Origin of the sequence: Amycolatopsis sp. M39 (genome assembly GCF_001651785.1) — a bacterium.
Classification (GTDB): Bacteria; Actinomycetota; Actinomycetes; order Mycobacteriales; family Pseudonocardiaceae; genus Amycolatopsis; species Amycolatopsis rubida.
This window is the reverse complement of record NZ_LWSF01000047.1, coordinates 1-21,728: the sequence shown is the minus strand read 5'-3', so window position 1 is coordinate 21,728 and position 21,728 is coordinate 1. Positions and strand designations below refer to the sequence as shown.

The 21,728-nt window shown below is 70.6% G+C and carries 18 protein-coding genes; 4 read left to right on the top strand and 14 right to left on the bottom strand.

Going from position 1 to position 21,728, the window contains the following annotated elements; genetic code table 11:
• Positions 1 to 33: 33 nt before the first annotated feature.
• From A4R44_RS44400 to A4R44_RS44385, 4 genes are read right to left on the bottom strand one after another with little or no spacing between them, the layout of a single operon-like run.
• A complete protein-coding gene (locus A4R44_RS44400; RefSeq protein WP_067595529.1) occupies positions 34 to 1,218 on the bottom strand; it encodes a MalY/PatB family protein in 1,185 nt (394 codons plus the stop codon).
• A complete protein-coding gene (locus tag A4R44_RS44395; protein WP_093574748.1) occupies positions 1,218 to 1,988 on the bottom strand; it encodes an amino acid ABC transporter ATP-binding protein in 771 nt (256 codons plus the stop codon). The genes A4R44_RS44400 and A4R44_RS44395 overlap by 1 nt, the downstream gene beginning before the upstream one ends.
• Positions 1,981 to 2,901, bottom strand: a complete 921-nt coding sequence (locus A4R44_RS44390; RefSeq protein WP_067595525.1) for an amino acid ABC transporter permease — start codon at positions 2,899 to 2,901, stop codon at positions 1,981 to 1,983. The genes A4R44_RS44395 and A4R44_RS44390 overlap by 8 nt, the downstream gene beginning before the upstream one ends.
• Complete coding sequence (locus A4R44_RS44385) at positions 2,888 to 3,823, bottom strand: ABC transporter substrate-binding protein (protein WP_093574746.1); 936 nt, start codon at positions 3,821 to 3,823, stop codon at positions 2,888 to 2,890. Before A4R44_RS44385 ends, A4R44_RS44390 begins: the two co-directional genes overlap by 14 nt.
• A gap of 160 nt (positions 3,824 to 3,983) precedes the next feature.
• On the opposite strand from A4R44_RS44385, the gene A4R44_RS44380 reads away from it, so the two are divergent.
• The 3 genes from A4R44_RS44380 to A4R44_RS44370 all read left to right on the top strand — a co-directional run bounded on the left by A4R44_RS44380 (position 3,984) and on the right by A4R44_RS44370 (position 5,891).
• Complete coding sequence (locus A4R44_RS44380) at positions 3,984 to 4,880, top strand: LysR family transcriptional regulator (protein ID WP_067595520.1); 897 nt, start codon at positions 3,984 to 3,986, stop codon at positions 4,878 to 4,880.
• Between the two features lie 156 nt (positions 4,881 to 5,036).
• Positions 5,037 to 5,285, top strand: a complete 249-nt coding sequence (locus A4R44_RS44375) for a hypothetical protein (RefSeq protein ID WP_067595518.1) — start codon at positions 5,037 to 5,039, stop codon at positions 5,283 to 5,285.
• A gap of 411 nt (positions 5,286 to 5,696) precedes the next feature.
• Positions 5,697 to 5,891 (top strand): SDR family oxidoreductase, encoded by a 195-nt coding sequence (locus tag A4R44_RS44370; RefSeq protein WP_067595516.1) that lies wholly within the window; start codon positions 5,697 to 5,699, stop codon positions 5,889 to 5,891.
• A 476-nt stretch (positions 5,892 to 6,367) separates the two neighbouring features.
• Here A4R44_RS44370 and A4R44_RS44365 read toward each other — a convergent pair whose 3' ends face one another.
• Positions 6,368 to 6,814, bottom strand: a complete 447-nt coding sequence (locus A4R44_RS44365; protein ID WP_067595514.1) for a MarR family winged helix-turn-helix transcriptional regulator — start codon at positions 6,812 to 6,814, stop codon at positions 6,368 to 6,370.
• A 110-nt stretch (positions 6,815 to 6,924) separates the two neighbouring features.
• Here A4R44_RS44365 and A4R44_RS44360 point away from each other — a divergent pair, with 110 nt between their 5' ends.
• Positions 6,925 to 7,887: a zinc-binding alcohol dehydrogenase family protein gene (locus A4R44_RS44360; RefSeq protein ID WP_067595512.1), complete on the top strand. Its 963-nt coding sequence runs from the start codon at positions 6,925 to 6,927 to the stop codon at positions 7,885 to 7,887.
• 840 nt (positions 7,888 to 8,727) lie between these two features.
• Here the strand turns inward: A4R44_RS44360 and A4R44_RS44355 are convergent.
• The 9 genes from A4R44_RS44355 to A4R44_RS44315 all read right to left on the bottom strand — a co-directional run bounded on the left by A4R44_RS44355 (position 8,728) and on the right by A4R44_RS44315 (position 20,725).
• Positions 8,728 to 10,128 carry an aldehyde dehydrogenase (NADP(+)) gene (locus A4R44_RS44355; protein ID WP_067595510.1) on the bottom strand — a complete coding sequence of 467 codons (1,401 nt, stop codon included), beginning with the start codon at positions 10,126 to 10,128 and terminating at the stop codon, positions 8,728 to 8,730.
• Positions 10,125 to 11,555, bottom strand: a complete 1,431-nt coding sequence (locus tag A4R44_RS44350; RefSeq protein WP_067595507.1) for an amino acid permease — start codon at positions 11,553 to 11,555, stop codon at positions 10,125 to 10,127. Before A4R44_RS44350 ends, A4R44_RS44355 begins: the two co-directional genes overlap by 4 nt.
• A 172-nt stretch (positions 11,556 to 11,727) precedes the next feature.
• A complete protein-coding gene (locus tag A4R44_RS44345; protein WP_067595505.1) occupies positions 11,728 to 12,729 on the bottom strand; it encodes a proline racemase family protein in 1,002 nt (333 codons plus the stop codon).
• Positions 12,730 to 13,641 (bottom strand): dihydrodipicolinate synthase family protein, encoded by a 912-nt coding sequence (locus A4R44_RS44340; RefSeq protein ID WP_067595503.1) that lies wholly within the window; start codon positions 13,639 to 13,641, stop codon positions 12,730 to 12,732. It lies immediately after the preceding gene.
• Positions 13,638 to 15,005 (bottom strand): FAD-dependent oxidoreductase, encoded by a 1,368-nt coding sequence (locus tag A4R44_RS44335; protein WP_067595501.1) that lies wholly within the window; start codon positions 15,003 to 15,005, stop codon positions 13,638 to 13,640. The genes A4R44_RS44340 and A4R44_RS44335 overlap by 4 nt, the downstream gene beginning before the upstream one ends.
• On the bottom strand, positions 15,002 to 15,310 hold the full coding sequence (locus A4R44_RS44330; protein WP_067595499.1) for a (2Fe-2S)-binding protein: 309 nt from the start codon (positions 15,308 to 15,310) through the stop codon (positions 15,002 to 15,004). The genes A4R44_RS44335 and A4R44_RS44330 overlap by 4 nt, the downstream gene beginning before the upstream one ends.
• A complete protein-coding gene (locus A4R44_RS44325) occupies positions 15,307 to 16,479 on the bottom strand; it encodes an FAD-binding oxidoreductase (protein ID WP_067595497.1) in 1,173 nt (390 codons plus the stop codon). Before A4R44_RS44325 ends, A4R44_RS44330 begins: the two co-directional genes overlap by 4 nt.
• A 77-nt stretch (positions 16,480 to 16,556) precedes the next feature.
• Positions 16,557 to 17,156: a helix-turn-helix domain-containing protein gene (locus tag A4R44_RS44320; protein ID WP_067595544.1), complete on the bottom strand. Its 600-nt coding sequence runs from the start codon at positions 17,154 to 17,156 to the stop codon at positions 16,557 to 16,559.
• 377 nt (positions 17,157 to 17,533) lie between these two features.
• Complete coding sequence (locus tag A4R44_RS44315; protein WP_157905166.1) at positions 17,534 to 20,725, bottom strand: S8 family serine peptidase; 3,192 nt, start codon at positions 20,723 to 20,725, stop codon at positions 17,534 to 17,536.
• Positions 20,726 to 21,728 lie beyond the last annotated feature (1,003 nt).

The following is a 21,728-nucleotide window of genomic DNA, read 5'->3' as shown; positions in this document are numbered from 1 at the left end:
ACTCGCTTTCTCGTTGGTGATGGTGCTCCCGGCTCAGGAAAGAGCCCAGGCCTCGCCCATGGCGACGAGCAGGGTTTCGAGAATGTGCGCCGGCGTGGCGAAGTTGAGGCGCACGAAGCCTTCGCCCGCCGCGCCGCAGAGCGCGCCTTCGGCGACCGAAACCCCGGCGCGGTCGAGGAAGTACTGCCCCGGCGGGGTTTTCCGGCCGGGGCCGCGGCAGTCCAGCCACGCCAGATACGTGCCTTCGGGCGGGGCGAAGCGCACCCCGGGAAGATGCTCGGCGACGAGCTTCCCGAGCAGGCGGCGGTTGCTTTCCAAGTACCGCAGCACCTCCGCCAGCCACGGCCCGCCTTCCCGGTACGCCGTGATCGTCGCCGCCACGCCGAGGTTCGAGGCTCCCCGGGACGCGCTGTGCCGGACTTGCTGCCAGGACCGGCGGTCCTGGCTGCCGAGAATCAGCTGAGCGCACTTCAGCCCGGGGATGTTCCACGCCTTCGACGCCGACGTGGCGGTGATCGCGTGCCGATCGGTGTCCTCGCCGAGCGCGGCGTAGCACTGGTGCCGGGCTCCGGGGTAGATCAGCGGAGCGTGGATCTCGTCCGCGAAAACCCTGGCCCCGTGCCGTTCCACGACCTCGGCGAGCGCACGCAGCTCCGAGCGCCGATACACCTTCCCGACCGGGTTGTGCGGATTGCACAGCACCACCAAACCGGCCCCGGCGGCGAGAGCCTCGCCGATCCCCTCCGGATCCAGCTGCCAGCCCCCGGCTTCTTCCCGCATCGCCACCTCGATCACCCGGCGGCCCAACCGGACAGGCGCGGTCAGGAAGGGCATGTACGCGGGGGTCGGGACGACGATCGGCGAGCCGGGGGCGGTGAACCGTTCGATGACCGCTTCCAGTCCCACGATGACGTCGCCGACCGCTTCGACCCGCTCCGGGGCGACGTGCCAGCCGTAGTGCTCGGCCTGATAGTCCGCGCAGGCCTGTTCGAGGCGTCGCATCAGGCCGGGCGGGTGGTAGCCGAACTCGCCCTCCCGGACCGCCTCGGCCAGCCGGTCGGCGAGCACCGGCGGCACGCCGAAGTCCATCTCCGCGACCGAAGCGCCGAGGGCGCCGGGCACCCGGCACCACTTCGCGCTGCCGCGCCGGATCAGCTCGGCCGGGGTGAGGCCGCTGAGCTTTCCGATGTCCAGCAACGGGTTCCGGTGCTCGCGCATCAGCGGCTCACGCTCGCGAAGAACTTCCGGGCCCGGTCGGTTTCGGGATGAAGCAGGATCCGCTCCGGCGGTCCCGATTCGATGATCCGGCCGTCGTCCAGCATCACCACCTCGTCCGCGATGTCGCGGGCGAAGGCCAGCTCGTGCGTGACGATCAGCATCGTGTAGCCCTCGCGCGCCAGCTCCTGGATGACCGCGAGCACCTCGGCGACCAGCTCCGCGTCGAGCGCGCTGGTGGGCTCGTCGAACAGCAGAACGCTCGGCTTCATCGCCAGCGCCCTGGCGATCGCGACCCGCTGCTGCTGCCCGCCGGAAAGCTCGGCCGGATAGTGGTCGAGCCGCTCGGCGAGTCCGACCCTGGCCAGCAGCTCGTGCGCCTGGTCCCGGGCGCCGCTCTTGCCGGCGCCGAGCACCTCGACCGGCCCGAGCATCACGTTCTCCGTCGCGGTCAGGTGCGGGATCAGGTTGAAACTCTGGAACACCATGCCGAAATTCGCCGCTTGCCTGCGTGCCGTCTTCTTGCGGACCGGTCGGCGGTGGTCGCCGTTGACGGTGAAGCCGAGCATCTCGCCGCGCAGGTAGATCCCCCCGCCGTCGATGGGTTCGAGCAGGTTGACCGTGCGCAGCAAGGTGCTCTTGCCCGAGCCCGAGGGACCGACGAGACAGGTCACGCTTCCGGCCCGCAGAGTCAGGCTGACACCCTTCAACGCGGCGAACTCCCCGAAGCGCTTTTCGACCGCTCGCAGGCACAGCAATGGTTCCTCAGGCATGCCGCGCCTCCTGCTCCGGCGCCTGGACGACGCGGCGGGAGAACCCGCGGCCGAACCGCTTCTCCAGTTTCGTCTGCCCGAACATCGCCAGGCTGGTCAGCACCAGGTACCAGACGACCGCGACGGTCAGCATCGGGATCGTCTTGAAGTTCTGCGAGTAGACGAGCTGAACGGTGGTCAGCAGTTCCACGTAGCCGATGACCGACACCAGCGAGGTGTTCTTGAACATCGTCACGACCTCGTTGGCCAGCGAAGGCGTGATCACCCGGACGATCTGCGGGCCGGCGACCTTCGTGTAGGTACGCCACGTCGAGAGGCCGAGCGAATGACACGCCTCGAACTGTCCGGGGTGGATGGACAGCACGCCGCCGCGGAAGATCTCGGCGGAGTAGGCGCCGAGGTAGGCCGAGAGCCCGATGACCGCCGCCGAGAACTGCGAGATGACCTGGTTGGTCGGCACTTCCACCAACGGATCCGCGAACGGCAGGCCGAGACTCAGCGTGGGGACGAGAGCGGCGAAGAAGTAGACGAACAGGATCAGCACCAGGCCCGGGGTCGCGCGGATGACCCACACGTACGCGGCCGCCATCGTGCGCAGCACTTTCAGCTGGGAGAGCCGGAACGCGGCCACGACCAGGCCAAGCAGCAGACCGGCCACAGTGGACACGATCGTGATCAGGACGGTGTTCAGCAGTCCGGAAAGGACTCGCTGGCTGAAGAGCCAGGCTCCGACCGTCGGCCACTCCCAGTGCGGGTTGAAGACGAAGAAGCGCACGGCGACGGCGAGCACGACCAGGCCGAGGACGTAGCTGGCCCAGTGGGCGAACCGCTTCGGATTCCGGATCGGCTTCTCGTGCGGCGCGGTGCCGTCGGACGCCCCGGTCGCCGGGCGGACGGCGTCATTGAGAGTCATCGGCTGGCCCCGTGTTCAACGGCATTTCCGCGAGTGCGTAGTCGGTGAGCCCGTAGTCCTTCAGCAACCGCTGGTAGATGCCGTCCCGCACGCACTTGACCAATGCGGCTCGCAGAGCGTCGCGCAGAGCGTGCTGCTGTTTGCTGACGCCGACGCCGTAAGGCCCGGAGATCTCCCGGTACAGCACCTTGTAGCCGGTGGGATTCTTCTCGGCGTTGTACGAGATCGACGGCGCGTCTCCCCACGCGGTGTCCATCTGTCCGCTTTGGACTGCCAGGATGGCCGCGTTGATGTCCTGGAAGGCCGACCCGGAGACCGGCTTGCCGCCGCCTTTCACGCAGTCGCGGCTGGCGGCGGCGACGAGGTTCTGCTGCACATTGCCCCGGACGTACCCGACCGAGAGCCCGCACAGCGTCGCCGGGGTGAGCTTGTCCCGCGGCAGTCCGGCGGAGCCGAGGATGGCGGTGCCGGTCTGGAGGTAGTCGATGAAGTCGGTCTTCTCCCGGCGCGAGGCGAGGTCGTTGATGGACAGGACGAGGTCGAACCGCCCGGCTTCCAGCCCGGGGATCAGCGCGTCGAACGACGTCTGCTGCATCGTGACGTCCAGTCCCATCATCTTGCCCGCGGCCGCCACCAGCTGGGGCGTGAACCCGGTGATCCGGCCGCTGCCGTCGATGAACTTCACCGGGGGCGAGGACGGGTTCACCGCCGCGGCGACCGAACCCCGCCGGGCGATGTCCGGCGGGACCATCGCCGCGATCGCCGGATCGCGGACCACCCCGGAAAGGAGGTCCTGGGTGTGCTGTCCGACCGAGCCTTCGGCGCCGTCGTCCGGATTGGCGCACGCGGCGGCCAAGCACGCGCACACCACCCCGGCAGCGAGTGTTCTCCGCGCTGGCGCGGGTCGCAGCAGTGTTCTCATCGCAATGCCTCCTGCCTGGTGAAGAGGAACTCGTCGCAGCCGTTGTCCTTTCGGGATTTCTCGGTCAGCGGTCCGGGCCGCCTGGTGCCACCACAGCTTCGGCGAGCCACCAGCATTTCGGTAGACCGAATCCTGCTACCGCTAGCGTTAAGCTGCGGCTATGTCCGCGCCGCAGCTGGAAACCATGGACCTCGAGGTCTTCGCCGCGATCGCCCGGCTCGGCAGTTTCAGCGCCGCCGCCGCCGAGCTGCGCGTCGCCGCGCCGTCGGTGAGCAACCGGATCGCCGCGCTGGAACGGCGGCTGGGCACGACGCTGTTCGTGCGCGGCGCGCGCGGCAGCACGCTCACCCCCGCGGGACAGCGGCTGGCCGGCTACGCGCGGCGGTGCCTGGACCTGCTGGACGAAGCCGTGCGCGGGCTCGACACCGGCACCCCGGAACGGCTGGTGCTCGCCGCCCCGAACAGCTTCGCCGCAACCGTCTTCCCGCTCGTCTTCCGCGCACTCGACGGGCTGCCGGTCGCCGCGCACGGACGGGTCGCGCACAGCCGGGAGGTGGTCGAGCAGGTGCGGGACGGCAGCGCGCACGGCGGCTTTCTCCTGACCCAGGTCGCCACGGGCTCGCTGCGCTCGGAACGGCTGGGTGCCTCCCCGATGGTGGCCGTCTGCCGCACCGGCCACGAGCTGTGCGACGCGGGCGAACTGCACCCCGACGATCTGGTCCGCGCGAAGCTCGTCGTGTACCACTGGGACGCCGAGGGCGAACCCCTCGCCGCCGCCTTCGACCATCCCCAGAGACGACGGGACGAGCCGGTGCACACCACCGGCTCACCCGAAACCGCCCTCTCGATCGCGCTGCGCTCCGACCATGTCGCGGTGATCCCCCGGTTCGCCGCGCGGGACTCCCTGCGCGCCGGGCAGATCCAGCTCCTGCCGGTCCGCCTTCCGCTGTGGAGCGTCGAGCTGCGATTCGTCTACCTCGCGGCCAACGCCGACCGGCCGGGGATCACCGCGCTGCTGAACGCACTGCCCTGGCTGCGCGAGGAACTGGGCAGCTGAGCAGCTCGGCTCAGCCTCGGCGACCACTGGGTCGGCTACCAGCGACATCAGACCAACGCCTACCACAGCTATCTGAGCACCAGCCGATTCAGCCGGGACGGCACCATCTCCGGCATTTCGAGGAGCTGAACACACCTTGTTCGACGCTCCGTCGCCATGGTGTTCCTCGCGGCGGTGATGATCTGCACTGCGGCCGTCCGGCCCGCCTACATCGTCGTGCCCGCCACCGCGCCCGACGGACGGAAAGTCACCCTCCAGACCGTCTCCGAGCCAGCCAACTGGTCGGCCATGGGCCCGCTGTCCGCCGACGACGCGCACGGACATCGCAAAATCGGGTTCGTCCAGCGCACGCCGAGTCCACCGCAGGCAGGTGCGGGATCGAGCGGGTCAGCGCCGGTCTGGTGAGCCGTCGCCGCTTGGTTGGCGCTCTGCTCGGCCGCCGCGCAGGAAAGGCACGTCGTCCCGTCGAACACTGACCCGGAAGGGCCAACGCCAGCCAGCCGGTCTGCCATCGGCCGCGCGCCTCGATCGTCACCGGGAAGCACGACCACTCCCCCGCCGCCGCGTCACCCTCCGATCGGCCGTACCGCCCAGCAGCACCCTCCAGAGCATGGTGTCCGGTTTCCCTGAGGACTCCCGCAGCCGCTCCAGCTCGTGCGTCCACATCGGACAGAGAAGATCCCCGCGCTCGATCGGGCCGCCTTCCGCGAGCTGGCAGGCTGCTCCCGGCGTGCTCCCCCGAGAATCGAGCCGAGGCCAGCCCGGACGTTCAGAGGAAACGGGCTTGCACCAGCGCGGTCCCGCCGGAACCGGGAATTGCCCGCGACCGATTTCGCCGGTGGTGTCATCCGCGACGACGAGAAGTACCGCGCCATGGTGACCGCAAACCACGCTTCCGGGCGCGTGGGCGAACCGGAGGACATCGGCAAGGCGGTGCGCGCCATTGTCTCCACGAGCGCCTCGTGGATTACCGCCCAGCGGATCGAGGCATCGGGAGGGCAAAGTCTCTAGCGTCGTGAGTTGTTGAAGCAGCGACTGCCAGTGTCGAGGGTCTGGTGGCTAGCGTGGTCCGCGTGATTGCGTCGGGCGACGTGCTGCTCGTTGTTCCCGAGGCGGACGGGGTTTCGAGTCGGACCACTCTGCCAGGACCTCCTGGCGTCGTGCGCGGCTGGCCTGGTTCGATGCGCGGGCTGGCAGGGTGGCCGCGAATCGGCATCGACAGGATCAGCCGCAAGTATCGCCGCAGCACTTGCGCACGCGGAGCCGCAGTGTTCACGGACCCGTGAACAGATGCTGCGCGACAGCAGGACCGCCCCGGCGCAGGACCCGGGCAGCGATCGCCGAGCACGGCGTCCTCCGCAACGGGACCCCGACAGCGACCGCGACGCCAGCAGATCGGCGACCGCCGCGTCAAGGTTCCCTGGCAGACCTCGGCGCCGGTCGGACGGTCGCAGCCGCCGCGGTGCCAGCCGGTTGACGTCCCGCGGTCAGATTTCGGCGGGACCGCCCACCAGAATGCTCGCCGTTCGGGACAACCGGGCACGCTGGGCGTCAGTGAGCACCGCAGTCAGCGTGTGGATCCGATGCGCCACTTCGGGTTCGCACTCACGCATCAGTTCCCTGCCGCCTTCGGTGAGGGATACCTGGATGGCCCGGCCGTCGTGCGGAGCCGGGCTTCGCCGGACCAGGCCGCGGCGTTCAGCCCGGTCCACCAGGCCGGTCATGCTGGATTTGTCCAGCCCCAGATGCCGGGCCAGACCCTGCATGCCGGGGGCTCGGTCGCGCAGCACACCGAGCAGGCGCAGCTGGATGAGCGAGAGTCCGTGTTCCGCGGCGACCTCGCTCAGTTCGCGCTGCACCACGAACGCCAGCTGCGCCAACGCGTCCACGATCCCCAGATCATCCTGTGCGGCGAGCGCGGAGTCGTCGGGCATCGGCTCATTCTAGTTCCCGTCTAGTACGTCGCACAAACTACTTGACCTAGTACGTCGCGCCAACTAATTTAATTTGTGTCACGTACTACTTACGATGCGAGGAGCCCGCCGTGCACGCAGCAGTGGTCAGTTCGTTCGACGAGCCGCCCCGCTACGCGGAATTCGCCACGCCCGTGCCCGCCGACGGCCAGGTGCTGGTCGACATGCTCGCCGCCGGCCTGCACCCGCGGGTGCGCTCCGGCGCCAGCGGCACCCACTACACCAGCGACGGCCGGCTGCCGATGATCCCCGGCGTCGACGGAGTCGCCCGGCTGGCCGACGGGCAGCGCGTCTACTTCGTTGCCGACGACGACGTACCCGGCACCATGGCCGACAAAGCGCTGCTCGACCCGCGGCGAGCCGTGCCCTTGCCCGAGGCCGCCGACCCAGCGGTCATCGCGGCCGCGATGAACCCTGCGATGTCCTCCTGGGTGGCGCTGCGCAGGCGGATCGCATTCCAGCCCGGCCAGAGCGTGCTGATCCTCGGCGCGACCGGCAATGCCGGACAGATGGCCGTGCAGATCGCCCGCAACCTCGGCGCGGCGCACATCGTCGCCGCAGGCCGGGACCCGCAGCGCCTGGACCTGCTCGCCGGACTGGGCGCCACCACGGTCGTCTCGCTGGCCGGCGACCCGGAACAGGCCGCAAGCGCGGTCGGCGAGGCCGCCGCGGACGTCGACGCGGTGATCGACTACACCTGGGGCGAACCCGCCCAGCTGGTCATCCCCGCAGTGCTCGCCCGCCGCGCCGAACGCGGCAAGCCACTGGACTGGATCCAGATCGGATCCATGGCCGGCGCCGAAATCACCCTGCCCTCGTTCGTGCTGCGCGCGGCCAACCTGCGGATCATGGGCAGCGGCCAGGGCTCGGTCACCGCCGCCGGCATCGTGGCCGAACTGCCCTCGCTGATCGATCAGCTCGTCGCGGGCACTCTCACCGCCGCGGCACTGCCGGTGCCGCTGGCCGAGGTGGAGACCGCCTGGACCGCGCCCACCGAACCCGGCCACCGCCTCGTGTTCACCACATCCGCTTGAGCGCGACGAAGACCAGCCCCGGACCACGCCGATGGAAAGCCCGGCTGCCGACGCTGAGGCAATTGCCTGCTGAGGCGTCCCGGCCGGAATTGCTCCTGACCGTCAACCTGGCCCGCAGTGTCTCATACCGGCTCCTCAAGGCAGCGATGATCGCGGCCAGCGCTTCGCTGCGGAGAAAACCGGACGAGGCCGGCCCTTTCGCGACCCGCAGCGGCGCGGGCACCGGCAACGCCCGCGCCGCGAGCTTCGCTCGCGACGGCCCGTTCGGCCGGATCGACCGACCGACTCGGCCGTATCTCCAGGCAAACCCTGGACGCGGCGGGCCGGGTCGCCGGCTGCCGGGACCCGAGCTTCCCACCGGTTTACGGTTCTCGCCCCGGCAAATGCACCGCGTCAGATCCGTCACCGCCGACAACGCAGCCACTTCCGCTCCCGTTATCGGTGCCGGTTCCTGGGCGGCCGCGACGCCACCGCCCAGGAAAAGCGCTGCGTTGTTCGGCACCGCATTGCCGACCAGACCGAGCGTGCGAGCCGTCCTGTCGTCCGCCGCATACCTCAACCACCGAAGAAAACAGTGTCACCATGAGGCAGGGCAACAGCAGCCGCCTCGACACCGATCGCTCGGCGACGAAGGCGGGCAGCCCCGAGGCGAACCACCCCTTCGCGGGCTCCGGAGGCGTCGCGTTCACGGCGCTCGCCTCCCGGCTTACCGCCCGTCCGTGTCGTCGTGCCCACCCCGTGCTCGTCGAACGCATGACCGTCGGCCTGCGAAGTCGCAGTCACGTGCACCAGGGCCTGCCCACGGGTCGCGGGAACGCCACCGTGCCGGTGAGACGGGCTTCACCCGACGGGTCCGGACACCCGCTGCGGCACGCCCCAGGGGTTGTCGTCGCGGAGCGGCTCGGGCAACAGGTGGCCGGGCCAGCCCTGATAGGCCACCGGCCGCAGGAACCGCTCGATCGACGCCGTCCCGACCGAGGTCGACATCGGGCCGGTGGTGGCGGGGAACGGGCCGCCGTGCTGCATGGCCGCGGTCACCGCGACCCCGGTCGGCCAGCCGCCCCACAGGACCCGGCCGCTGCGCGCGGCCAGGACCTTCCGCAGCTCGGTGAGCAGGAGTTCGTCGTCCGGCTCGGCGTGCAGCGTGGTCGTGAGCTGGCCGGGCAGTGCCGCGACGGCCGGGGCCAGCTCGGCGAACCGCGTGTACCGCACGACCACGCCCAGCGGCCCGAAACACTCCTCGGCCGCTTCCGGGTGGGCGAGGAAACCGGTGAGGTCCAGCTCCAGAAGCCGGGGCGCGAGCCCGTCCGGCCACACGACGCGGCGCGCCCCGGGGATCGCGCCAAGTCGCTCCGCGCCGGCCAGGAAGCCCTCGGCGATGCGTTCGTTGAGCATCTCCACAGCCGGCAACGCCCGCAGCCGCTCGGCGACGAGGTCGACCAGCGGCCCGGTGTCCGGGATGAACAAGAGCCCGGGGTTGGTGCAGAACTGGCCGCCGCCGAGGGTGAGCGAACCGGCGTAACCCTCGGCCAGTTCCTCCGGACGGGCACGCGCGGCCGCGGGCGTCACGAGGACGGGGTTGACGCTGCCCAGCTCGCCGTAGAACGGAACCGGGACGGGTCGTTCGGCTGCGATCCGGGCGAGCGCGAGACCGCCGGCGACCGAGCCGGTGAAGGCGGCCGCGGCGATCGCCGGATGCCGCAGTGCGGCGACGCCGCCGGATTCGCCTTCGACCAGGCCGAGCAACTCCGCCCACGGTCCCAGCGCTTGCTGGGCGACGTCGGTCACCCGGCGCGACAGCCGGGGGTGGCCGGGGTGGGCCTTGACGATCACGGGACAGCCCGCGGCCCACGCCGCCGCGGTGTCCCCGCCGGCGACACTGAACGCGAACGGGAAGTTGCTCGCGGCGAAGACCAGCACGGGTCCGATCGCGGTGCGGTAGCGACGCAGGTCCGGGCGCGGCCCGATCGGCCACCCCGGATCGGCGCGGTCGATCCGGACGTCGTAGGTGCTGCCCCCGGCCGCTTCCGCGGCCAGCAGGCGCAGCTGGAACGTCGTGCGGGCGAGTTCGCCGGTCAGCCGGGCGGCGCCCAGGCGGGTCTCCGCGTCGGCGAGCGGGATCAGCTCCGGACCGGCCGCGTCGAGAGCGTCCGCCACCGCGGTGAGCACCGCCGCGCGCGTGGGCGGAGCGGTTTCCGCCCACCTCTGGGCGATGGTCGCCGCCCGTTCGATCGTCTTCACTTTCCCGCCTCCGCCGAATTCCGGAACCCGAACAACGCGTACACCGCCAGTCCCAGCACCATCCACACCGCGAACCGCAGCCACGTCAGCGCGTCGAGGTTCGCGATCAGCCACACCGCGAACGCCACGCCCGCCGACGGCACCACGGGCACCCAGGGCGTGCGGAACGTCCGCGGCAGCTCCGGCCGGGTGCGCCGCAGCACCACCACCGCGACCGACACGACGACGAACGCGGCCAGGATCCCGATGTTCGTCAAGTCCGCCGCCTGCTTGATCGGCAGGAAGCCCGCGATGGCCGCCGACCCGACCCCGACCGGCCAGATCACCCGCGTCGGCACGCGGCGCCGCGGGTGGGTGCGGGCGAAGTACCGCGGCAGCAGCCCGTCCCGGCTCATCGCGAACCAGATCCGCGACACTGCCAGCATGTTCGCGAACGCCGACGTGGTGATCCCGAGGATGCCGCCGACCGCGACGACCGTGCCCAGCCCGGCGAGCCCGACCGCGGCCAGCGCACTCGAGAACGGGCTGTGCACGTCAATCTGGTCGTAACGCTGCATTCCCGTCAGCACGATGGACACCAGCAGGTAGATCACCGCGGCGATGGCGAGCGACACGATGATCGCCTTGGGCAGCAACCGTTTCGCCTCGACGCTCTCCTCCGCGGCCGCCGTCATCGCGTCGTAGCCGTACACCGCGAAGAACGTCGTCGCCGCGCCCGCGACCGCGCCGCCGATACCGTAGGGCAGGAACGGGCTGAAGTTCCCCGCCGAAATGTGGAACGCGCCGGCGACCACGACCAGTGCCACGATCGCCAGCTTGATCACCACCAGCGCCGTCTCGAACCGCGCGGACTGCTTGCTGCCGCGGGAAAGCACGAACGCCAGCAGCAGGCACAGCAACGCCGCGAACAGGTCGAGGCGGTGCCCCGGCCCGGTCCCGGGTGCCCCGAGCATCCACGACGGCAGGTCCAGGCCGGCCTGCTCCACGACGTAGGACAGGTAGCCGGAGACGGCGATCGCGACCACGGCGACGATCGCCGTGTACTCCAGCAGCAGATCCCAGCCGATCAGCCAGCCCGCGATCTCCCCGAGCGCCGCGTACGAATAGGTGTACGCGGATCCGGCACGCGGGATGAGCCCGGCGAACTCCGCGTAGCACAGGGCCGCCGCCGAACTGGCGACGATCGCGATCAGAAACGAGATCAGCACGCCGGGCCCGGCCTGCTGGTTGGCGACCACCCCCGCCAGCGAGAAGACACCGGCGCCGACCAGGCCGCCCAGACTGAGCGAGACGAGCTGCCAGAGGCCCATCGTGCGGGGAAGCCCGCCGGGGCCGCCCTCGTCCGGGCCTTCGAAGGACTTGCGCCGGAAGAGCCCGGCGCGGGAGAAGAGCCGGGAACGGGGCCGGATCGTCGTTGATTCGGGCATGACAAATCCCTTCCGGACCGCACGGGCGGACCGGGTCGGCAGTGGGGGTCTGGACGAACGTGTCAGGTCGCTTGTGGACAGTCAAGGACGCGTCGCGAAAGCCGCTTCCGGGACATCAGCCGTCGCGAAACGGCTTTCACGACAGAGCCGTTTGGCGCGGCCCAGCCGCCGGTCAGAGGACGAACCCCGCGGGGAACGGGTCGTCCGGATCGAGCAGATAGGTGGCGTTGCCGGTGATCCACGCCCGCCCGGAGAACTCCGGCACCACGGCGGGCACGCCGCCGACGACGGTCTCGGCGACCAGTTCGCCGGAGAACGCGGTGCCGATGAACGAGCTGTTCTCGAACGGCGTGTGCAACGGCAGCTCGCCGCGGGCGTGCAACTGGGCCATCCGGGCCGAGGTGCCGGTCCCGCACGGCGACCGGTCGAACCAGCCGGGATGGATCGCCATCGCGTTGCGCGAAGCCCTCGCATCCGACCCCGGGGCCAGGAACTGGACGTGTTTGCAGCCGCCGATCAGCGGGTCGGCCGGATGTTGCGGCGGACGCTGGTCATTGATCGCCGCCATGATGTCCAGCCCGGCGGCGAGGATCCGGTCCTTCTCCGCCCGGTCGAACGGGATGTCCACTTGGGACAGTTCGAGAATGGCGTAGAAGTTGCCGCCGTAGGCCAGGTCGTAGTGCACCTCGCCGAGGCCCGGCACCTCGACGACGGCGTCGCGTTCGGCGAGGAACGACGCGACGTTGCGGAGCTTGACGCGGACCGCGCGGCCGTCGCGCACCTCGACCTCGGCGTGCACGAGGCCGGCCGGGGTGTCCAGGCGGACCACGGTCTTCGGTTCGCGCACCTCGACCATGCCCGTCTCCACCAGCACGGTCGCCACGCCGATCGTGCCGTGCCCGCACATCGGCAGGCAGCCGGACACCTCGATGTACACCACGCCCCAGTCGGCGTCCGGCCTCGCCGGCGGCTGCAGGATCGCGCCGCTCATCGCCGGGTGCCCGCGCGGTTCGTTCATCAGGAACTGGCGCAGGTGGTCCAGGTGCGCCATGAAGAACCGGCGGCGTTCGGCCATCGTGTCGCCGGGGATGACGCCGACCCCGCCGGTCACCACCCGGGTCGGCATCCCTTCGGTATGCGAGTCGACCGCGGTGATCGACCGGATCGACCGCACCTACTCCACCCCCAGCGAGGCGAGCGCGCGGCGCAGGTCGGCGGTGACCTGCGCGCGGTGCTGCCCGGTCAGCGGTCCCCGCGGCGGACGGCACGGCCCGCCGTAGCGGCCGACGAGGTCCATCCCGAGTTTGATCGCCTGGACGAACTCGGTGCGCGAATCCCAGCGGAACGCGGCGACCAGCGGCTCGTAGAGCGCCCGCGCCTCGTCGAGTTTCCCGGACCGCGCCAGGTCGAACAGGCGCACCGACTCGGCGGGGAACACGTTGGGGAACCCGGCGAACCAGCCGGTCGCGCCCATCAGCAGGCTCTCCAGCACGACGTCGTCGGCACCGCTGATCACGTCCAGGCCCGGTGCCTGTTCGCGGATCTCCAGCACCCGCCGGACGTCACCGGAGAATTCCTTGACCGCGACCACGTTGTCGATCTGGGCGATCTCGGCCAGCAGCGCGGGCGTGAGGTCGACCTTGGTGTCGACGGGGTTGTTGTAGACCATCACCGGCAGCCCGACCGACGCCACCGCTTCGAAATGCGCGAGCACCTCGCCGCGGTTGGCGCGGTACATCGTGGGCGGCAGGCACAGCAGGCCGTCGGCGCCGTCTTCGGCCGCGACTTCGGCCCACTGCTTGGCCTGGTGCGCCCCGGGACCGTGCACGCCGACGACGACGATACCGTCCTCGCCGACGGTTTCGATCGCGGTGCGGGCGGCGCGGCGGCGCTCCTCGTCGGTCAGCGACGAGTACTCGCCGAGCGAGCCGTTCGGGCCGACGCCCCGGCAGCCGTTGTCGACCAGCCACCGGCAGTGCGCGGCGTAGGCGTCGTAGTCCACGGCCAGCCCGGCGGGCGCCGACGCGTCCTCCCGGTACGGGAGTGCGGTCGCGACGACGACGCCGCCGAGGTCGGGGGTGCTCATTCGGGTTCTCCTTCGGTTCGGGCGAGTTCGCCCAGCCGGATCGGCTGGACGATCGGGCGGNGGTGGTGCCGTTCGGCACCACCGTGGAGTTCGGCCACGACCGGGCCGCAGATCCGGCCCTGACACGGGCCGAGGCCGGCCCGGGTGCCGAGTTTCAGCGCGTGCGGACCGGGACAGACCTCGTCCTCGGCCGCGCGGGTCAGTTCGCCGTACGTCGTTTCCTCGCAACGGCAGACGATCGTGTCCTCGCGCAGCCAGCTTCGCCAGGCCGCGCCGATCGGATGCGCCGTGCCGAGGCGTTCGGCGAAACCGCGGGCTCGGTCACGCGCACGGAGCAAAGCCGGATCGGGTCTCGCGCCCGCGGCTGCGCGGCCTGCCACGGCGCCTTCGGCCGCCGCCGTGACCGCGCCGCCGATCCCGGTGATCTCACCCGCGGCGAAGACACCGTCCACTGTGGTCTCTTGGGTGGCGTCGACGCGGACGAAACCCTCGTCCAGGGCACAACCCGCGGCGACGGCGAGTTCCGGCTGCGGCACGAAGCCGTGTCCGACGCAGACCGCGTCGACCTCGCAGGTGCGTTCCGTACCGGGAACTACCGACCAGTCCGCGCGCACCTTCGCGGTCACGACCTCGCGGACGCGCCCCGCACCACGGGCCTCGATCACCGCCCGGCCCGTCCGGTACGGGACGCGACGCCGGGCCAGCGTCGCGGCATACCGGACCAGCTCTCCCGCTTTCCCGGCGTGGACGGCCAGCCGCCACGGGCTGGCCGTCCATCCTTTTCGGACGGTCGCGAACGGGTTCGCTTCCAGTACCGCGACCACCTCGGCTCCGACGTCCAGCAGAGATTCCGCGACCGGCAGCAGGAACGGCCCGGTGCCGGCGACGAGGACCCGCTCGCCGATCGCGACCCGCTCCCCCTTGGCCAGCGCCTGTGCCGCGCCCGCGGTGTACACGCCGGGAAGTTCCCAGCCGGGGAACGGCAGAGTACGGTCGTGCGCGCCGGTCGCCAGGATCAGCGCGTCCGGGACGAGGGTCACCCGCCGCCGCCCCGAACAGTCGGACTGCCCCCGCAGGACGTGCAGCCGCTTCTCCGCCCGAGAGAACGCCCAGACCGTCGCCCCGGGCCACCACCGGCACCGCGGATGCGTGAGGACCCGCCGCCGCCGGTCGAATTCCGCCCGGCCGTGCCGGATCCGGTCCGGGCGTTTCGCCGCGTACGCCTCGGGAAGCATCCGGTGGTACTGGCCGCCGGGGGTCTCGGCCTGGTCCAGCACCGTGACGCGGGCACCGGCCCGCAGCGCGTGCTCGGCCGCCGCGAGCCCGGCCGGACCGGTGCCGACGATCACCACCTGACGGCTCACGCGCGTTCCTCCCGGGACTGGGTGCGAATCTCGTCGCCGTCGGCCGCCGGGCGGCGGCACGCGCGGACGTCGGGTACGTCGTTGACCGTGAGCAGGCAGTCGAAACACGCGCCGATCCCGCAGAACACCCCGCGCGGAGCCCCGGAACGCGTGGTACGCCACGAGGTCCGCCCGGCAGCGAGCAGGACACCCGCGACGCTCTGACCCGCGATCCCGGTCAGAGGTTCGCCGTCGACGGTGATCCGGATCGGCAGGTCGGTCCGGTCCACCGGATCGCGGTCGCGGGGCAGCAGCCGTCCGCTCATGCGGCCGCCTCCGCCAGAACGGCCGGACGGTCCACAGCGAACTCTTCGACCGGCATCGCGGGGTCCGTCCCGGTCAGCAGCTCGCGCAGCAAGCGCGCGGTGCCGACACTCAGCCCGATGCCGGCACCCTCGTGTCCGGTGGCGTGCCAGAGGTTCCCCAGCCGCGGATCCTCGCCGAGCACCGGGAGGTGATCGTCGACATACGGCCGGAAACCGCCGTACGCCCGCATCACCGCGACATCGGCGAGCGCCGGAAACAGGCGCAGTGCCTTGACCGCGATGGCGCTCAGCACGTCCGGGCGGATCGTGTCGTCGAACTCCGCGCGGCGACGTGACGAGCCGATCAGCACGGTGCCGCCCCAGGTCGACTCGACGACGGCGGAGGTCCGCAGTTCGCCCGAATCGGCGCCGACCGCGCCGACGTAATCGGCGTCGTAGACCTTGTGCCGGACGACGCCTGGCATCGGGGCGGTCACCAGGACCTCGCCCCGGCGGGGACGGACGGCGATCGGAGCGCCGAGGCGCGCCGAAACCTGCCCGGCCCACGGGCCCGCGGCGTTCACGACGACGTCGGCCTCGATCACCTCGCCGGGGACGCGGATCCCGGTGATCCGTCCGTTGCCGACGGTCGCGCCGACGACCTCGGTGTCGAACCGCGGCCGCGCGCCGTGGCGCAGCGCGGAGCCCAGCAGCGCCAGCGCCGCGCCCGCGGGCTGGACCTGAGCGTCTTGCGGGTAGTGGAATGCGGCGGTCACCTCGCGGGTCAACGCGGGCTCAGCGTCGGCAAGTTCTTCGCGGGACAAGGGTTCCGCACGGACCCCGGTCTGCGCGGCGGTGAACGCGGTGAGGGCGCGGGCGCCATCGCCGGTGGTGGCGACCACGATGCCGCCCTTCGGATCGTACTCGATCGCCGAAGCGGCGCGCACGTCCTCGCCGGCGATCTCGGCGACCACCCGGGGCCACAACGCCGCGGAGAGCTTCGCGAGTTCGAGCTCGGCCCCGGGTCCCTTGTCAGAGACCAGGATGTTGCCCTCGCCGTGCGACGTGGTCCCGCCGGCGGGACGGCCGCGATCCACGACCACGACGTCGAAACCCGCCAGGCTCAGCTCCCGGGCACACGCGGCACCGACGATACCCGCACCGAGCACAGCCACCCGCGTTCGGTTCATTAACCCTCCATCGTTCGGTAAAGCGAACGATCGGAGAGTAGATTCCCCCTCGGAGAGGTGTCAATACCCGGGAGCGGTCAGCCTTTCAGCACCGGATGCGGCCTGCCGTCGAGCCGCTCGTCGGCGCGGTACTGCAACAGCAGGACCGAGTGCACCGGACCGTCCGGAGCGGTGTAGCAATGCGGCTCGCGGGCGTCGAAGGCGACGTAGTCCCCCGGCCCGGCCTCGACTCTGCGGCCCGCCACCTCGACCAGCAGCGATCCGGTCTGCACGATGGTGTGCTCGATCCCGACGTGCCCTTGCGAGCGCTGCGGCTCGTCGCCGCGCACCACCTGGTCGTACACCTCGAAAACGCCGTCGCCTGCCTCGATCCGCCGCAGCGGCCGAAGATCCACGCCCTCGCCGCGCAGCACCTCGACGTCGGCGCCGCGCACGACGGTGAGCGCGCCGCCCGCCCGGTGGTCGAGCAGATCGGAGATCGCCACCTCCAGCACCCTGGACAGGCTGAACACGGTCTCGATGGTCGGATTGCCGCTCCCGGACTCCAGCTGCGACAGCGTCGCCTTGCCGATGCCCGACCGCCGCGACAGCTCGGACAGCGAAAGCCCACGCGCCGCACGCGCCGCACGCAGGTTGACCGCCAGCATGTCCCGGATTGAGGGCGTCTCGTCCTCCACCACCGCTCCCGTCGTTCGACAAACCGTACGATCGGACAGGCGAATCGTTCGCTTTGCCGATCGATTTCCCGGATATCATGACACGTCTTCCGGTACCGGGGCATAGCCGCGGCCGATAGGGCGACGCGATGGCGGGCGGCGCGGCGCTTCGTCGCCAACCGGTGTGGCACCGTCGAGACGAGGTCACGGGCGCGGCCGATCTTCGCTTTGCCGAACTGGACAATGCGAAGCCCGCCCCCGGTTCGCCTTCAGCGAAGATCGATTCCTGACGCGGAACACTGTTTCGCCGACGGAGCGTTGGACTCCCGAGTTGTCCGCAGTCGCGAAACGTGGGCCGGCATCCCGCGCCCGGCCCACGTCGCGTCGATCCGCGGCGGCTACCGCTTGAGCTTGTAGGCCCGCAGAATCGTTTGTTCGACGGTGTTTCCGCCCTGGTCCTCAGCCTGCCCACGCAGGGACACCGACGAGGCGTCCGGCGGATGCGCCAGCGTCACCTTCCCCCCGATCACGGGTGCGTCGGCCCAGTTCTTTCCCTCGTCGTAGGACACCTGCACCGTCAGCCACGCGTACGGGACGGGCCCACCGTCGACGCCTTGGAGGAACACCGGCACGTCCAGCCGTTGTCCAGCGGGGGCGCTGCTGGTGAGGTCGAGCTGGGGCGTGAACCGGATCGCCGTCAGCGGCAACGTCCGCCGTCCGTCGACATGTGCGGAGCCGAAGCACCACGCGACGGTCTGGTGCGTGGACACGCCGGATTCGGACGGTTGGTCGACCTCGACGCCGAGCCGGTACCTGCCTGGCTCGGGGCCGACGGTGAAAACCGCGTGACCCGGTGTCTCGTTCTGCCCGACGAGCTTGTCACCGCGGTGCAGAGTCGTGTGCCCCCGCAGCTTGGTGTCGCCGGTTCCCGCGTTGCCCGCGCCGTCGGTGAACATCGGAATGTCCGCCCAGATGTCGTCGTTGATGCGCTCGGCCCACGGCGGCCCGAGCATGGATTCGGGCAGTCCCGGCCCGAACGGACCGACGTTGAACCGCTCGTGGTATCGCTTGCCTGCCCGGTAGGTCTTCGGCGGCGACTCCAGAACAGTTTTCACCGTACCCTGTTCGGCGAAAACTCCTGACCACCGCGTAGCGCCGGTGCTGTAGAACTCGGTCCGGCTGCCGGGAATCGCGACCGGCTGGTACACCTCCAGGTTGACGGAGCCGATCCCGTCGGCCTGGCCCGGAAAGACCGAGCGCGCACCTTCCTTGACCGCGTCCGGAGCCCCGAACTCGACTTGCACCTGGGCGAGGTCCTTCTGGCGCACGTCTCGGCGGAAGCCGGTGGGATATCGCCCCGGCGCGAACCAGGCGAAGTTGTACTCGCCTTTCTTCCCGGTCGACTGGCTGCTGATGTGCGCGGCGAAGACGTCGGGGGCTGCGTCCGGGCCGACCTGCACGGTCGAGATCTTGTCCAGCGGCCCCTTCGTCACCAGCGAGTAGCGGGCCGGGAGGGCGCCCATGACTTGGCTGAACCCGACGGAGGACGTGTGTGCTTTCGCTGCCGGGTCGGGGCCGTTGACCTTGATCGGCTTTGCCTGCCGGGCGTCGAAGGTCAAGACCGCGTTCTCCGTGAGCTGGTGAGCCGGTTCGACCAGTTCGTAGTGGCGAACGTCCTGCCCGCCGGATATCTGTGAGGCAAGAACGGTGTAGCGGCCCTTGGGCAGCCGGATCTTGCCCTCCGGCGGCACCGTCTTCCATAGCTGACTGTCGATCCCGAGCACGTCCGCGCTCGACGTGCCCGGCGGCGCCGGCTTCCCGTCCGGTCCGAGCTGGGCGACGGTGAGGTCGTAGCTCTCCGCTTCGCGTGTCACGGCCAGCGGCGTGACGATCTCGGCGGTTGTCGAGCTGGCGACCACCTGGCCCGAATACCCGCCGGCGAGGGAGCCGAGACGCGTGTCACTGGTCACGTTCACTTTCGCCGTCTCGCCGCCCGGGATGGTGACCTGCTGCTGGTCGAGCGAGAACATGCCCTCCGGGGCTGGCTTGCCATCAGGCCCGGTCACTCGTACGGACAGCTTCAGCGTGACGTCCGCCGTGCTGTCGTTGCGGTAGGACAGCGGTTTGCTGACCGGTTTGTCATCCTCGTGCGGCCAGCTCTGGACGCCGAAGCCGAGTTTGGCCGGTGCGGTGACGACCTGCCGCGCCAGCGCCGCCGGGACGTCGATCCGTCCCGGACCCCGCTCGAACGCCCCGAACTTCGGTTCCGGCTTAGCCGAGGCGATCAGCAGCGCCTTGAGCTGCTGGCCCCTGAGATCCGGGTGAGCCTTGGCCACCAGCGCGGCGGCACCGGCGACGTACGCGGTACCGATGGCCGTGCCCGGTGCGACGACATCCGGTTCGATGGCACCGTCATCGAACCTCGGGCCCCGGACGGAGGACTCCGCCAAGCCGCCTTCGCCGTTGACAGCGCCGACGGTCAGCGCGGCATCGGCACTGCCCGGCGACTTCACGGTCTCCTCGGACGGGCCGCCGTTGCCCGCCGCGACGACGAACAACGTGCCGGTCTTCGCGGACAGCGAGTCGACTGCCTCTTCCAGCGGATCGGCCTCGGGGGTGCCGACGCCGACGCCGACGCCGAGGGTGACGATGTCGGCCCGTTGGCCGGCCGCCCACTGCATCCCGGCGATGATGTCCGAGTCCCGCCCGGACCCCGCGTCATCGAGTACCTTCCCGTCGAGTATCTGCGCCCCGTGCGCGATACCCTGGTACTCCCCGCCCGCGAACGCGCCGGTGCCCGCGATAATCCCGGCGGCACGGGTGCCGTGCCCGTTGCGGTCCACGTTGTCGGCAGCGTCGCTGAAGTTCCGCTGGCCGGTCACCCGTCCCTGGAGGTCCGGGTGCGTCGCATCCACCCCGGTGTCCAGGACGGCGACCTTGACCCCTTCGCCGGTGACGCCGCTCCCCCACGCCCGCGGCGCGCCGATCTGCCGTGCGCCGCCGCCGAGGGTCTGCCGTCTGCCGTCCAGCCAGACCCGTTCCACTCCGGACCTGAGCACTCGACCGCCTCCCGCGGCGGCCGTGACCGAGTTCCACAGCTGATCGACCCGGGACTTCTCCGCCTTCACGGCGACTCCGCCGATGCTGGGCAGCTCCCGCCGCACCCGAGCGCCGCTGCGTGCCGCGGCCCGCCCGCCGGTGACGATCAGCGGCAGTTGGTCGCTGTCCGAATCGGCATACCCGGATCGGCGCAGTCCGGCCACGTCGAACAGCCGCTTGTCGACCGAACCGGCAGCGACCAGCGACTGCGCGTCCGAGGGGATCACGTAGGCGTGGCCGGCCCGGTCGAATGCCCGGAACGCGATGCGGTCGCGGCCGGGGCCGGGCTCGACCGCGTACTTGCCGTGTCCGTAGCTGATCACCTTGTCCCCCGTGATCAGGGTGACGGTACTGCTGGCGTGCTCGCCTCGTGGCGGATGGCCGGGCGGGGCGGCCGCCGCGGCCGAGACGGAGCCCAGTGACGCCGAGGTGGCGCCCAATGACAACGCCAGCACTACGACCGCGATTCGCGGCGTTCTTGCCAAGGACACAGGGACACTCCTGTCTTTCGGTTGAGACCTGGACGGGCAAGCAACACCGTCGGCGGCGGGCGGGCGTTTGGCCGTGGTGATCAGGAATGGGCGGATACCCGGCAGAGGACCCTGCGGGCATCCGCGAAGCGCTGTTTAATCGAGGCCGAGGTGAAAGTGTTCCTCGCCATTGGCACAGACGATCACTGCGGACAGCGAACGAAGGTCTATGTCCGCCGCTGCCGCAGACAAGCGTCCTTCCTGGCTGGGCATTACCGAAACAGGTCGCGATGGTCTCTTCTGTCCCGTTGTGTTCGGTGTACAGGGTGGTGTGCACATTTCCTGATTGGCCTGCCCTGAAGACGCTCGGCAGACTGGAGCCGCCCGGAGTCCGCGCCACTTAGAGGTTCGCCGCCCAGCACGCCCGGCGCTAATTCGTCGGCCAGATATATTATCCTCCTTAGTGGAACGCCGGGAGCGGTCAGGAACTGGCGGTTTCCGCAGGGCCGAGACAAAGCCGGACCCGATGAATCCGTGTCGACCTGCGTTCACCCAGAGTCGCGTGGACGGGCACCCAGAACAATCGGGGATTCGTTAGGTATTCATCCCCAACGCGCGGCTTCTCGCCACTCGTGCCGGACGCTTTGATCCTTGGCTTCGGCCGGGGAAAGGATGTGTCTGGTTCGTCGAGGCATCCGGAGGAGTTCCGGCGGGACGCGGTCGCGTTGGCGCGGTCGGTGTCTCGTCCGTTGGCGCAGGCGGCTCGTGAGCTGGGGGGGATCACGAGACGCTGCGGACGTGGGTGCGGGCCTGATCGTGCCGAGCGGGCGGCCGAGACCGGGAGCTGCGCAAGCGGGTACCGGTTCATCTCCGCCCACCGGCGCGTATGGTGTCGCCCGCTGTGCCGTGTCCTCGCGGTGCGCCGCCGCGGCTTCTCCGAATGGCTCGCCTCCGCCCCGGCTGGGCCCGCTGATCGCCACCGACCAGACGGTCAAGGACATCGACCTGCTGCGCGTGCTGCTCG